This is a genomic window from Fodinibius sp. AD559, from assembly GCF_052712805.1.
The window spans coordinates 380,364-393,694 of sequence record NZ_JBQPVW010000001.1 but is presented as its reverse complement, the minus strand read 5'-3'; the positions used below and the strand labels follow the sequence as shown (position 1 = coordinate 393,694).

At 43.1% G+C, this 13,331-nt stretch carries 12 protein-coding genes; 5 read left to right on the top strand and 7 right to left on the bottom strand.

All coding sequences use genetic code 11. The annotated features are described in order from the left end of the window. Positions 1-92 precede the first annotated feature (92 nt). From ACQ4LT_RS01855 to ACQ4LT_RS01845, 3 genes are all read right to left on the bottom strand, one after another. Positions 93-536 carry a SufE family protein gene (locus ACQ4LT_RS01855; protein WP_445664300.1) on the bottom strand — a complete coding sequence of 148 codons (444 nt, stop codon included), beginning with the start codon at positions 534-536 and terminating at the stop codon, positions 93-95. Positions 537-599: 63 nt separating this feature from the next. Further along, a complete protein-coding gene (locus ACQ4LT_RS01850; RefSeq protein WP_445664299.1) occupies positions 600-1,865 on the bottom strand; it encodes a PAS domain-containing protein in 1,266 nt (421 codons plus the stop codon). Between the two features lie 248 nt (positions 1,866-2,113). After that, positions 2,114-3,277 carry an acyl-CoA dehydrogenase gene (locus tag ACQ4LT_RS01845; RefSeq protein WP_445664298.1) on the bottom strand — a complete coding sequence of 388 codons (1,164 nt, stop codon included), beginning with the start codon at positions 3,275-3,277 and terminating at the stop codon, positions 2,114-2,116. A gap of 172 nt (positions 3,278-3,449) precedes the next feature. Between ACQ4LT_RS01845 and ACQ4LT_RS01840 the strand changes: the two genes are divergently transcribed. From ACQ4LT_RS01840 to meaB, 5 genes are all read left to right on the top strand, one after another. Continuing rightward, the gene (locus ACQ4LT_RS01840; RefSeq protein ID WP_445664297.1) at positions 3,450-5,477 is read left to right on the top strand and encodes a methylmalonyl-CoA mutase family protein; all 2,028 of its coding nucleotides are present in this window, start codon (positions 3,450-3,452) and stop codon (positions 5,475-5,477) included. A 58-nt stretch (positions 5,478-5,535) separates the two neighbouring features. Beyond that, positions 5,536-7,668, top strand: coding sequence for a methylmalonyl-CoA mutase (gene scpA, locus ACQ4LT_RS01835; RefSeq protein ID WP_445664296.1), 2,133 nt, complete (start codon positions 5,536-5,538; stop codon positions 7,666-7,668). A 54-nt stretch (positions 7,669-7,722) separates the two neighbouring features. Next, positions 7,723-8,034: an endonuclease domain-containing protein gene (locus ACQ4LT_RS01830; RefSeq protein ID WP_445664295.1), complete on the top strand. Its 312-nt coding sequence runs from the start codon at positions 7,723-7,725 to the stop codon at positions 8,032-8,034. A gap of 10 nt (positions 8,035-8,044) precedes the next feature. Then, positions 8,045-8,137, top strand: coding sequence for a hypothetical protein (locus tag ACQ4LT_RS01825; protein ID WP_445664294.1), 93 nt, complete (start codon positions 8,045-8,047; stop codon positions 8,135-8,137). A 139-nt stretch (positions 8,138-8,276) separates the two neighbouring features. Beyond that, positions 8,277-9,368, top strand: coding sequence for a methylmalonyl Co-A mutase-associated GTPase MeaB (gene meaB / locus ACQ4LT_RS01820; protein WP_445664293.1), 1,092 nt, complete (start codon positions 8,277-8,279; stop codon positions 9,366-9,368). A gap of 144 nt (positions 9,369-9,512) precedes the next feature. Here the strand turns inward: meaB and cdaA are convergent, their stop codons facing one another. The 4 genes from cdaA to ACQ4LT_RS01800 all read right to left on the bottom strand — a co-directional run bounded on the left by cdaA (position 9,513) and on the right by ACQ4LT_RS01800 (position 13,310). Then, positions 9,513-10,331 carry a diadenylate cyclase CdaA gene (gene cdaA, locus ACQ4LT_RS01815; protein WP_445664292.1) on the bottom strand — a complete coding sequence of 273 codons (819 nt, stop codon included), beginning with the start codon at positions 10,329-10,331 and terminating at the stop codon, positions 9,513-9,515. A gap of 311 nt (positions 10,332-10,642) precedes the next feature. Beyond that, a complete protein-coding gene (gene folP, locus ACQ4LT_RS01810) occupies positions 10,643-11,500 on the bottom strand; it encodes a dihydropteroate synthase (protein ID WP_445664291.1) in 858 nt (285 codons plus the stop codon). Positions 11,501-11,576: 76 nt separating this feature from the next. Beyond that, positions 11,577-11,915 (bottom strand): DUF3470 domain-containing protein, encoded by a 339-nt coding sequence (locus tag ACQ4LT_RS01805; protein WP_445664290.1) that lies wholly within the window; start codon positions 11,913-11,915, stop codon positions 11,577-11,579. A 168-nt stretch (positions 11,916-12,083) separates the two neighbouring features. Continuing rightward, positions 12,084-13,310: an alkaline phosphatase family protein gene (locus tag ACQ4LT_RS01800; protein ID WP_445664289.1), complete on the bottom strand. Its 1,227-nt coding sequence runs from the start codon at positions 13,308-13,310 to the stop codon at positions 12,084-12,086. Between the last annotated feature and the right edge of the window lie 21 nt (positions 13,311-13,331).

Genomic DNA, 13,331 nt, shown 5'->3' with positions numbered 1-13,331 from the left:
ATTTATAAAAATTCCAACAGACGAACACTTAACAATAATAAAACTAATATAGCTATAGTACGATATTAAAAGAAACTAATAAAACAGGGAGTTTAAGCCTTTGTCTGTTCTTTTTGCATCTTGGTTTTATAAGCCATAGCATAAATTTTCATTTGCTTAACCATCGAGGCCAAACCATTTGAGCGGGTGGGCGATAAATGCTGTTCCATACCGATCTTTTTGATAAAGGTAGGGTCAGTACTTATGATAGTTTCGGGCGTCTGACCAGAATAAAAACGAACCATCAGCGCGACAAGACCTTTTGTAATCGCAGCATCACTATCAGCCTCAAAAATAACCTTGTCGTCATCAAGCCGAGTATGCAGCCAAACCTGGGATTGACATCCACGCACCAAGTTTTCTTCAACTTTATGCTCCTCATCTAATGGCTCTAACTCTTGGCCTTGTTTTATGATATGCTTATAGCGCTCAGTCCAGTCGCTTAAAGCTTTAAACTCGTTAATAATTTGCCGTTGTATTTCGTGAATATCAGCCATTATTCGATATTTATAGTTATCTGCAACACCATAAAAATACAAATAACTACAGAGAATATAAGGTTATACTTTTGTCTTCTCGTAGGCTGGATCAACCGAAACCGCACAACATACGGTTACCACCTCTTTGTTCTCCTCATCCCATCCTGGCTTGCCATAATCCAAGACTTCAACGAATTCACCCTCTTTATTTTTGATACGGTATTCACAGGTAGAATCTTTTCCCTCAAAAACTTTTTGTAGGTGAGCGTTATACTTATCGAGATCGTCTTGATGGATAAAATTCCCGGCATCGGCCTTTCCGATAACGGCTTCAGCCGAAAGACCCGTTATCTTCGAAAATTCTTCCGAGACTGTTTTAAAAACAGGTTTTTCATTTTTAAGCTCTACTTTATAAGAAAATTCTGAGGCCCTGCGTACCACCCGTCCAAAGTCTTTATTTCGCTTTTTCAGGGTATCCATAATACGCTTTTTAAGTGATATATTTTCGATCTCTGCACGTATCAACTTTTGATCTTTAAGATCTAATATCGACGTAGTTCCTTTAACTTGAATAGGAAATCCGTTCTTGTGATTAATAATACCCTTAAATTCCTCATTATTGAAATACACATCCTCATCTTCTTTGTCAAAACGCCCCTTTATTGAACTCATATATTTATCAGGAAACAGATCCCAAATTTTAATCTGTTTTAGTTCATCCTTGCCATAGCCAACAAGTTCGCGGAACGCCTTGTTTGCCATCACAATATTACCCTGCACATCAACATCGACAACAGTGCGCTTTGATTCCTCGCGTAATCTGTCAAACTCTACTTTTTGATCAACAAGTTGCTCCTCGGCACGCTTGCGTTCCGTTATATCGTGCTGATACGAAACCCAGTGCGTTACATTGCCTTCCTTGTCAGTAAGGGGGTGAATATCCCACTGGTTAACAAATTCGGAACCATCTTTCCGGTAATTAATAGCCTGACCAAAAAAGGATCGTCCCTCTTTTAATCGGCGCTTCAATCTATCTAACACTTCGCGGTCGGTTTTTGGTCCTTGCAGAATGCGTGGAGTCTTACCAATAACTTCCTCTTTGGAATAGCCCGTCATCTCACAGAAACCGTCATTCACATATACAATTTTAGGGCCCGGCTTTTCAAGATTTAACTCTGTAATTAATATGGAATCGTAATCGCTGCGTATGGCCGATTCAAGAAGGTTTAACCTTTTTCCCAACTCATTGCCTTCTTCGACAATGTCTTCTACAACTGATTTAACCTTTTCAAATGATTCTTCATCTTTGCACCATTTTTTCAGTGCATTAATATCTGGTGATTCCATATTAAAAAGTTTACTTAGTCCTGGTTTAATAGATGATAATGGGCGATTTATTTGCCAACCTTGCTTTTAATACTTTTCATCAACAACAATTCAAATCCGAATCATTCCCATAAATTCAATTTTTCTTAAATAATTTTAGCTAAAAAGTAGTTCAACATTAAAATAAATTGACTTTATTATTGCTCATAAAAAAACCTTAGGAAGTAGCTAACTTCCCAAGGTCTGGTAATTGCTATAAATCTCATGGTTTACTTCAGCAAAAGCTTGGCAATAGTATTCAACTGCATATTGGAAGTCCCCTCATAAATCTTTCCGATCTTCGCATCACGGTAATATTTTTCAACAGGATACTCTTTCACATAGCCATATCCGCCAAACAGATCAACAGCTTGAGAGGTTACATTTTCTGCAACTTCGGATGCATGGTACTTGGCCATAGCCGCCTCTTTCAGAAAATTGTCGCCGTTCTCTTTCATCCGTGCAGCATTATACACCAGCAATCGGGCTGTTTCAATATCCGTAGCCATCTTTGCCAGCTGGAACTGCACGCCCTGGAAGTCTGAAATTGCCTGGCCAAACTGTTCGCGCTCCTGGGTGTACCCCAACGTAGCATCAAGCGCACCCTGGGCAATGCCAATCATCTGTGCTCCAATGCCAATACGGCCTTCGTTCAGCGTTTCCATTGCAACCTTATACCCTTTTCCAACTTCGCCCAACACATTTTCTTTAGGAACTTTACAGTCCTCTAATAAAATTTCACAGGTAGAACTGGCTCGAATTCCCAACTTGTTTTCTTTTTTGGATACCGAAAAGCCTTCAAAATCGCGCTCAACAATAAATGCCGTAATCCCCTTATATCCCGCATCAGGATCTAATGTTGCAAACACTAAAAATATATCTGCCTCATTGGCATTAGTAATCCACATCTTCGAACCATTTAATACATAATGATCGTCCTTTTCTTTGGCCGAAGTCTTTAATGCAAAAGCATCACTACCCGAGCCGGCTTCCGACAGACAGTAGGCACCCACCTTCTCAGTCGCCAACTTCGGCAGATAGCGCTCCTTAACATCATCACTTCCAAAATTTAAAAAAGCATTGTTTACCAGCGTATTCTGCACGTCCATAAACACTCCCGCCGAAGCATCCACACGAGAAATTTGTTCAATCGCTACAATCGACATGAAAAACGATCCGCCGCCTCCACTGTGACTTTCAGGAATTTCAACTCCCATCAATCCCATATCAAAAAACTGCTGTATCAGGTCCGGATCCAGTTTTGCCTTCTCATCCATCTCCTGCACTTTGGGCTTAATCGCGCTCTCAGCAAAATCTCGTGCCGCCTCCTGCAGCATCTTTTCATCTTCGGTTAGCGTTGTCAATGGGGGCATTTGTTGATCTATATTTTCCATGGAATAACCTTTTAATATTTAATTGGTTTCTAAATTTCGTTCTTAATATAGTGATTCAGAATCAAAATATCGGCCCAAAAGTAATTCCAAATTTAATGCTTAAATACAATGTTAGTAAAGTAACGGCAAGCTCATTATTTTCAAGAGTTATACTCAAGACGAAATTCGTACTATGAACAACTCTGACTCTACCAAGCAATCTCTTTTTGAAGAATTTCCTCCCATTTCCACCGAAGAATGGGAAAAAGTCATTAATCAGGATTTAAAGGGGGCCGACTATAAAGAAAAGCTCAAATGGCAAACTGGTGAAGGTGTCGAGCCACTGCCATTTTACCGGCGTGAGGATTTATCCGACCTCGACCGATCAACTCCACTTCCAAAATCATATACCAACACTGAGGCTAACAGCTGGGAAATATGCGAACCCATTTTTGAGAATAATATCTCCCAAGCCAATGAAGCGGCTCGGAATGCACTCGAGCGCGGCGCCGATGCCCTACAGTTCCAAATAACCATTCGACGTACCGAAGGGATGATTGGCGGTGATATCCAGGGGTTACCCGTTCAAAATCAATCCGATTTTACAGCACTTTTGAATGAAATCTCCCTGGAAAATACCTCCCTCCATTTTGATACAGGCTTAGCTTCACCCGCCCTGCTGGGTATGCTTTGGGATGAAATTCAAAACCAAAGCCTCGATCCCAAAAAAGTTCGGGCCACTTTTAGCTATGATCCGTTTGTCTACCTGCTTCAACACGGCCAATATCCAAAAGACAGAGAAGATATTAAACGTGATATCTGTGATGTAACACAATTTATGGCGAAGAATATACCGGCTATTCGACCGCTGGGGGTTGACGGTCGATTTTATCACAACAGCGGGGCTACCATTGTACAGGAATTGGGATATGCAATGGCTTCCGCATCAGAATATTTAGCAATACTAACCGATGACGACATCAATATTGATGATGCCGCGCAGTCATTATCATTTTGCTTTTCGATCGGTTCAAACTACTTTCTGGAAATTGCCAAGTTCCGCGCAGCCCGTCTTCTTTGGAAGAATCTTATTGAAGCTTATGGTGCAGATCCGGAAGGGAATACTGCCTATTTGCATGGAGAAACCTCCCGCTGGAATAAAACGCTCTACGATCCATATACCAATATGCTGCGCACCTCCACTGAAGGCATGGCCGGCGCTATTGCGGGTTGCGATTCTTTAACAGTAATGCCATTTGACGAACATTTCCGTCAGCCTAATGAGTTTTCACAGCGCATTGCTCGCAATCAGCAAATAATTTTAAGTGAAGAAGCCTATCTTGATAAAGTTGAGGATCCAGCTGCTGGCTCCTATTACCTCGAAAAATTAACAGAAAAAATTGCTGAAAAAGCCTGGACAATTTTTCAGGATGTTGAAGCAGAAGGCGGTCTGTTTAAAGCTCTCGAAAATGGTACCGTACAATCAGCTATTCAGCAATCACAGAAGCAACGCAATCAGGCCATTGCCAAACGGGGACGCACGTTTGTAGGTACGAATCAGTACACCAACGCTGATGAAAGCATGAGCGATGACATTGGAAAAACAAAACAAACGGTAGCACTGCGCGAATCGGAAGATATTAATATTGAAAGTGATGCTGAAAACCTCATAGAATTCCTCTCTGATGCTTTTTCACAGGAAGCTAATATCGCCGATGTGATCGACAATCTCTTTGATTTTGGAAAGCAAAAATATCGAACCGTGGCTCCTTATCGAGGACCCCAAGCATTTGAAGAGCTGCGTCTGGCAACCGAAAATCACAAGTTTACGCCCAAAGTTTTAAATCTACCGCTGGGCAATAAAAAGTGGCGCAAGGGACGTGCGACCTTTTCGTCCAACTTTTTCGGCTGTGCCGGTTATAACATTAAAGATCCCATTGGTTTTGAGGATGTGGATGAAGCCATTAATACGATAAAAAAACAGCAACCTGATATTGCTGTAATTTGCAGTTCGGATAAGGAATACAAAGACCTCGTTCCGGCTATAGCAGATGCAGTTTCAACGTTAGACAATCCACCGATTTTAGTACTCGCTGGATACCCGGAACAAGATGTAGAAACGTACAAAGAGGCTGGCATTGATGAATTTATTTACTCGAAATGCAATGTGCTTCAGACACTAACCCGATTTCAACAAAAGCTGAATATAATTGAGAATTAAAATTAGGAATTAGGAATTCAACAATGCGTAATTCTTAATTCCTAAATCCTAATTAACTATGAGACCTGATTTTTCTGACATAGAGTTGAGCTCTTCGATTTCTACCGATAAAAGAACAACCGATAACGAGTCGTGGGAAACAGCCGAGCAAATTCCGGTAAAGCCACAGTTCAAGCAATCAGATATCGAAAACCTTGAGCATCTCGATTACGCAGCTGGAATTCCGCCGTACCTGCGAGGACCGTACTCCACCATGTACTGCTTTCGTCCGTGGACTATTCGCCAGTACGCCGGATTCTCAACTGCTGAAGAATCCAACGAATTTTATCGCAAGGCGCTGGCTCAGGGACAAAAAGGACTTTCTGTTGCCTTTGATTTGGCTACACATCGCGGCTACGACTCCGATCACCCACGGGTATCCGGCGATGTTGGAAAAGCAGGCGTGGCCATCGACTCCATCCTCGATATGAAAGTACTTTTCGACCAGATCCCGCTCGATGAGATGTCAGTCTCAATGACCATGAATGGAGCGGTTATTCCGATTATGGCGTTTTATATCGTAACAGCCGAGGAACAAGGCGTATCCAAAGAAAAGCTGGCGGGCACTATCCAAAATGACATCCTTAAAGAATTTATGGTGCGTAATACGTATATCTATCCGCCCAAACCGTCGATGCGCATCGTGGGTGATATCTTTGAGTACACCTCCCAACACATGCCAAAGTTCAATTCTATTTCAGTATCGGGGTATCACATGCAGGAGGCCGGCGCTACCTGTGATATCGAGCTGGCTTATACCCTGGCTGATGGACTCGAGTATTTGCGCACTGGCATTGAAGCCGGACTCGACGTCGATGATTTTGCTCCCCGCATCTCGTTTTTCTGGGCTATTGGGATGAATCACTTTATGGAGATCGCCAAGATGCGAGCTGCCCGCATGCTCTGGGCCAAGCTGGTTAAACAATTTGATCCGGAAAATCCCAAGTCGATGTCACTACGTACGCACAGCCAAACCTCGGGATGGAGCCTTACCAAACAAGATCCCTACAACAACGTAGCGCGTACCACTATTGAAGCTATGGCTGCGGCACTCGGACACACACAATCGATGCATACGAATGCCCTCGACGAAGCTATTGCCTTGCCATCCGATTTTTCCTCCCGTGTAGCCCGCAATACACAGACCTACCTGCAGGAAGAAACCGGCATCACCAAAGCCGTAGATCCTTGGGCAGGTTCGTACTATGTTGAATACCTGACCGATCGCATTGCACGTCGGGCCTGGGAGCTGATCGAAGAAGTCGAAGATCTCGGCGGTATGGCTAAAGCTATTGAAACAGGGGTCCCCAAAATGCGGATCGAGGAAGCCGCTGCTAAAAAACAGGCGCGCATCGACTCGGGCAAAGAAACGATTGTAGGCGTTAATAAATATCAGCTTGACAAAGAAGAGCCGATTGACATTCTTGAAGTTGATAACGAGAAAGTCCGTAAAACGCAGTTAGACCGACTTAAAAAGCTGCGAGCAGAACGCAACGAAGAAGAAGTACAATCAGCGCTTAACGCCATTACACAAGTAGCAGAATCGGGAGATGGTAACTTGCTTGATATGGCAGTTAAAGCAGCTCGCAAGCGAGCAACACTGGGTGAAATCTCCGATGCGATGGAGAAAGCGTTTGGACGTTATACCGCAACCGTTAGATCAATATCAGGTGTGTATTCTTCAGAAATAGATAAAGACGAGAACTTTAAAAAGGCTCAGCAGCTGGCGGATGAATTTGCCGAGCTCGCGGGACGACGTCCTCGTATCATGGTTGCAAAAATGGGGCAAGACGGCCACGATCGCGGTGCCAAAGTAATCTCCACCAGTTTCGCCGATCTGGGTTTTGATGTGGATATTGGTCCGTTATTCCAGACTCCAGAAGAAGCTGCCCGACAAGCCGCCGAAAACGATGTGCATATTTTGGGGGTTTCGAGCCTGGCCGGAGGACACAAAACGCTGGTTCCACAGGTACTTGATAAACTCGAAGAACTGGGTCGCGATGACATTATGGTGATTGTCGGCGGCGTAGTTCCGGAACAAGATTATGAGTATTTATATGATAAGGGTGTTGTCGGAATTTTTGGTCCAGGCACCGTTATTTCTCTGGCCGCACAACAGATTTTGGAAATCCTGATTGATGCTCAGGAATAATTTAACACCTCCCACCTGAATTTTTCCAAATTCAGGCACCCTCCTCAAGGAGGGATGATTTTATGTCAAAGGAATTGGGGTTATAATTTTGGAATCATGCCTCAAAACAGAATAATCCCATATAATCCTGAACTAAAAGAGTTAGCTCGGGAACTCAGAAAGAGTATGACTCATGGGGAAGTTCTGTTATGGCAAAGAATCCGAAGAAAAAGCTTAGACTATCAATTTCACAGACAGATTCCGTTGCTTGAATATATTGTAGATTTCTATTGCCATGAATTACTATTAGCAATAGAAGTTGATGGCAGAGTCCATAAACATCCAGAGCTCAGCATCAATGATTTAGAACGGCAGAAAAAAAATTGAATCTTATGGAGTGCATTTTCTTAGATTCGATAATAAGGAAATAAAACAGGATATTAATTCTGTACTTCGAGAAATTGAACACTGGATTAAACTTAATTCTTAATACAAACAACACCTCCCGTCTCCGATAACAATCAATCGGAGCCACCCTCCTCAAGGAGGGATTATTTTATCTTCCCTTGAGGGAAGTACTTCGACATGGATTTTAGGTCGAAGGGATGGGTGTTGCTTCAAAACTCTTTATGCCTGACAAAAACAAAAATAACAACTCTTCTCTTTCGGTAAACAAAGGCGTTGAACAGAACAGCGCCATCAATACGGAGGGGTTAGAACGTTTCAAAAATAAAGGTTCGTCTCTTTCGCTGGAAGAGTATGTCGATGGCATCAAATCAGGTAATCGAACCATTCTAAGCCGTGCTATCACGCTCATAGAAAGCACCAAGACAGAACACCGGCAGCTGGCACAAGATATCATAGAACAATGCTTACCGGATACTGGCAATTCTATACGGATAGGAATTACCGGCGTGCCCGGTGTGGGAAAAAGCACCTTTATTGAATCGCTCGGAAATCACATCATTGATCGAGGGAATAAATTAGCGGTGTTAGCCATTGATCCCAGCAGCACGCGCACGAAGGGCAGTATTCTCGGTGATAAAACCCGTATGGAAACACTTGCCAATAATGAAAATGCCTTTATTCGCCCCTCTCCTACGGGCGGCTCTCTTGGGGGCGTTGCCCGTAAAACACGTGAGACCATTTATCTATGCGAAGCTGCCGGCTTCGATACCATTTTTATCGAAACGGTGGGCGTGGGACAATCGGAAACAGCGGTACATTCAATGGTTGATTTCTTTTTACTGCTGATGCTGGCCGGGGCCGGGGATGAGCTGCAAGGCATCAAGCGCGGTATCATGGAGATGGCCGATACCATTGCAATAAACAAAGTTGACGAAGCCAGTGAAAAGGCAGTCAGTCAGGCCGTGCGAGAATACAAAAATGCGCTGCACCTGTATCCCGAAACAAAATCGGGATGGAAACCTAAAGTTACTACTTGTTCGGCATTAACAGATAAGGGTATTCCGGATATCTGGAAAACTATTCAGGAGTATATTCAGCTAACGAAAGAGAACGGTTATTTTGAAGACAACCGGAACCGGCAAGCCAAACACTGGATGTACGATACCATCACCAGTCGACTAACGGAACATTTTTATGATAATCCCGCCGTAAAAAAGAAACAGAAGCAAATTGAAAAAAAGGTATTAAATGGAGAGATGAGTTCTTTTAAAGCTGCTCAAGAGTTGTTGAATCTGTATTTTAATTCTCTTTAAGTAATCTCCTGTTACGTTACGCAGCGGAGCTACGTAACAAGATTATAAGCTTATATAATGGAATCTACATCGAAGTAGACTCGATCACTTTGTGCCTCTTGGGGTTGAAAGAGCAAGATTTCGGAATGACATCTCGACTTAATGTTAACTCAGTTTCAGTTCGCTTTGGGCCGATGAAAAGGCTACATCATCCTCATCAATATCTTCTTCACCGAGTGCTTCTTCCATTTCACTGCGAAGCTTCTGAATAGTCAACCCGCTGGTAAGCGAACCATTTTTTGCGATGGAGATACGTCCTGATTCTTCGGATACTACTACAACAAAAACATTATTGGTTTCGGTAATACCTACTGCTGCACGGTGACGCGTTCCAAATACGGATGAAATATTTTGATTCTGTGAGATAGGCAGGTAACAACTTGCGGCTACAATCCGGTTGTTGCGGATCACTATGGCCCCATCATGCAGGGGGGTGTGTTTGTTGAAAATAGTTTTTAAAAGCTCACTATTTACTTTTGCATCCAGTTTTACCCCGACGTCGACCAAGTCTTGCAGCGTTGAACTGCGTGCAAACACAATTAACGCCCCGGTTTTGGTATGAGCCATATCCCGAACGGCATCGACGACTTCATCGATAACGGTATTGGGATTGGAACGCACAAAAAAGCGGTCGAGATTCGTATTTTGTCCCAGGCTATAGAGCAACTTTCGTATTTCGGGCTGGAAAATGATAAATACTGCTAATATCCCCACATCCAAAATACCGCGAAGTATAAAGTTGATGGTGGTAAGCCCCAATGCGCTGACGGCCGCATTGATTATGATGATAAAAACAAGACCTACGGCAGCTTGAATGGCAAATGTGCCGCGGATCCACCGGTATAGGTAGAACAGCACCATGGTGATAATCAGGACCTCGACGAAGTCCCGGACGCCAAATTCAAGGAAGCCAATGGGGATCAACGGTGTACCTCGTTTTTCTGGATATTGTTTAACGGAATATAAGTATTATTTGGCGAAGTTTTGTATGGGATGTGGTTTAGCTCTTTACTCTGATAGAGTACACTTTAAAAGTGGACTCCATCAGCAAGTACTAATACGTTACGCAGCGGGGCTACGTAACGAGAACAGTAATTTAGTGGCAGTCTGAACTTGTTTCAGAATCTCAACCCCTCCTACACTATTAAATCCAGATCCTGAAATAAATTCAGGATTACATGCAGCCTGATGGAGTTCATATCTAACGCGGATTCCACCCAATAAGCAGCAAACATCTATTCCACAGATGTAATAGCGTTGAATACCTGAAGGGAATCGTGTGCTTCTTTGACGTCGTGCACACGAATGATGTTAGCTCCGTTGAGCATAGCATGGTAATGAACGGCTATGGTGCCTGTAAGACGATCATCAACCGGTCGATCGTTGAGTATTTGACCGATCATTGATTTGCGAGAAGCCCCTATTAAAATGGGACATCCCAGATCCTGAAACTCTTTGAGGTCGGCAATCAGTTTGAGATTATGATCCAGTGTTTTGCCAAAACCGATACCGGGATCGATAATAATATTATTCAGTCCCCTCTCTTTGGCTTCATCAATACGTTTTTTTAGATACTGTTTGATATCCGTAACCACATCATCGTAAGCAGGATCTTTTTGCATTGTTTTGGGATTTCCCTGCGAATGCATCATCACATATCCTGCATTATGCTGTACACATAAATCCAAAAAGCGAGGTTCTTTTTGGAGTCCGCTCACATCATTAACAAAATGAGTCCCAAGTTTAAGGGCTTCCTCGGCCACCCGATATTTGGTGGTATCAATCGAAAAAAAGGTATCCGGAAATTGTGAAATGGCTTTTTTGAGAATCGGCACCACCCGATCGAGTTCTTGCTGCTCGGTAACAGGTTCGGAACCCGGCCGGGTTGATTCTCCACCTACATCTATAATATGAGCACCCTGGGAAATCATGAGTCCAATGCGACCCAGCGCTGCTTCCACTTCATTAAAATTACCTCCATCAGAAAAGGAGTCGGGCGTGGCATTGAGAATTCCCATTATCTTGGGAGAAGAAAGGTCAAGCGTCCTATCTCGAACGGAAATGGATTGTTTCTCAGGATTATTCTTGTTCATCAAACTTATAAATGTGATTAGGTAAATAGGTGATTAGATTATTTCCTTAATTACTTCATCACCTAATCACCAAGAGTTAATCCCAGGTTTCTTCAAGATGTTCGCGCTTATCTTCTACTTCTGCCCACTCATCGGCATCCGGTAAATCTTCTTTAGTCTGATTGATAACATGATCAGCCCATTCTTCGGCCAGCCGCTCGTTAAGATCAATATAATGTTCCCACTCCATGGGCACTTCGTCATCGGGATATATGGCTTCAACAGGACATTCTGCCACGCATGCATCGCAATCAATACATTCGATCGGATCGATGGTAAGAAAGTTTGGCCCTTCCCGAAAAGCATCAACCGGACAAACCGCTGCGCAGTTGGTGTATTTGCAGTTGATGCATGGTTCTGTTACTACGTATGCCATTGGATTTCAAAAATTCTTTGGTGTTTACAAAATTGGACTAAATATCACGGCTTCTGGGGATAGATGCAACGTTTTATGCTACCTAAAACTAATTTAGATGGACTCTTAATTTTGGGCTTATAGTAAAATTAAGTAAGGACACGGTGCACCGTGTCCTTACAGTGTAAATTATTTTAATAACACTTTCACACTATCGATCGAACCATCACTTGGAGCCGGTTCGGTATCCATCAGATGATTAATGAGTTCATAAATATGAATATTTTGAAAGGCCCCAACCTTTTCGCCCTCTTTAAAATCAGGTCCGTGAGCGATAAAAAAGGCCTGCATCGCTTTTTTATTATTGTCATAGCCATGAGTAGCACGAGGCAACGATTCTATAAACTCATCCTGGTAATCCTCATCCAGGATCGTATAGCCCAAATCGGCTACCATAATAATATCCTCTACGCGCCGGTGATTTTTTAGATGATAACGCTCAGGAAGATCCTCTTTTTTATACACGCGGTAGTTTTCTTCGGCAGATTTTAATGCCTGATACACCTCCTCTTTTTCTCCCTCTTTGGGCTGAATCCCGGTCATGGGACCCCAGTTAACGCGTTCCAGATCATCCATATCAATAATTTGATCGAGACGGATAAGCTTATCTGCGGATAAGTCAACCATACCGTGGTCAGAAACAATAATGATATTCGTATTCGACCAGAGGTCGTTCGCCATCATTTGATCTTTCAGGTATCCCATGAGCCGATCAGCACGCTCGATAGCCTGCTTTACCGAATCGGAGTCGGTACCATAACGATGTCCCTTGGTATCAACATCACTGTAATAGAGTGTGGCAAAATCTACAGTCTGATCACCCGAATCGGTCATCCACTTCATTACGGTATCGATACGCGCTTTGCCGGGCATATCATCGTCATAGGTTTTCCAGTGGGTGGGTCGCATGCCTTGGATATCGGCTTCGGAACCTACCCAGAACATGGTTCCGGTTTTAATGCCCTGCTTTTCGAGCGTATTCCAGATCGGTTCTCCGCCATACCACCTGCCATCTTCTACAGCTTCGCGATCACTAATGCGATACCACTCCTCCCACTTGGGGTCGTACATGGTGTTATTAACAAATCCGGTATTCTCGGGATATAACCCTGTTGCAATAGAATAGTGGTTGGGAAAGGTTTTGCTGGGAAAAACGGGAATCAACCCTTCAGCCTGAACACCCCCAGCAATAAGTGAATCAAAATGGGGAGTGGCTGTTTTTTGTAGGTAATCATGCCCAAAACCATCGAATGAAATCAATAATGTTTTTGGGGGATGGGATTGCTGCTGGTTACTACATCCTATAAAACCAACAGATACTATCAATAGTAAAATTGTAAGTGCACGTCGTTTCATAAGCTGTGTAAAAAATTCATT

Coding starts and splice junctions, on each gene's coding strand:
- ACQ4LT_RS01855 (WP_445664300.1), bottom strand. CDS start 536: ATGGCTGATATTCACGAAATACAACGGCAAATTATTAACGAGTTTAAA.
- ACQ4LT_RS01850 (WP_445664299.1), bottom strand. CDS start 1,865: ATGGAATCACCAGATATTAATGCACTGAAAAAATGGTGCAAAGATGAA.
- ACQ4LT_RS01845 (WP_445664298.1), bottom strand. CDS start 3,277: ATGGAAAATATAGATCAACAAATGCCCCCATTGACAACGCTAACCGAA.
- ACQ4LT_RS01840 (WP_445664297.1), top strand. CDS start 3,450: ATGAACAACTCTGACTCTACCAAGCAATCTCTTTTTGAAGAATTTCCT.
- scpA (WP_445664296.1), top strand. CDS start 5,536: ATGAGACCTGATTTTTCTGACATAGAGTTGAGCTCTTCGATTTCTACC.
- ACQ4LT_RS01830 (WP_445664295.1), top strand. CDS start 7,723: ATGATTTTATGTCAAAGGAATTGGGGTTATAATTTTGGAATCATGCCT.
- meaB (WP_445664293.1), top strand. CDS start 8,277: ATGCCTGACAAAAACAAAAATAACAACTCTTCTCTTTCGGTAAACAAA.
- folP (WP_445664291.1), bottom strand. CDS start 11,500: ATGAACAAGAATAATCCTGAGAAACAATCCATTTCCGTTCGAGATAGG.
- ACQ4LT_RS01805 (WP_445664290.1), bottom strand. CDS start 11,915: ATGGCATACGTAGTAACAGAACCATGCATCAACTGCAAATACACCAAC.
- ACQ4LT_RS01800 (WP_445664289.1), bottom strand. CDS start 13,310: ATGAAACGACGTGCACTTACAATTTTACTATTGATAGTATCTGTTGGT.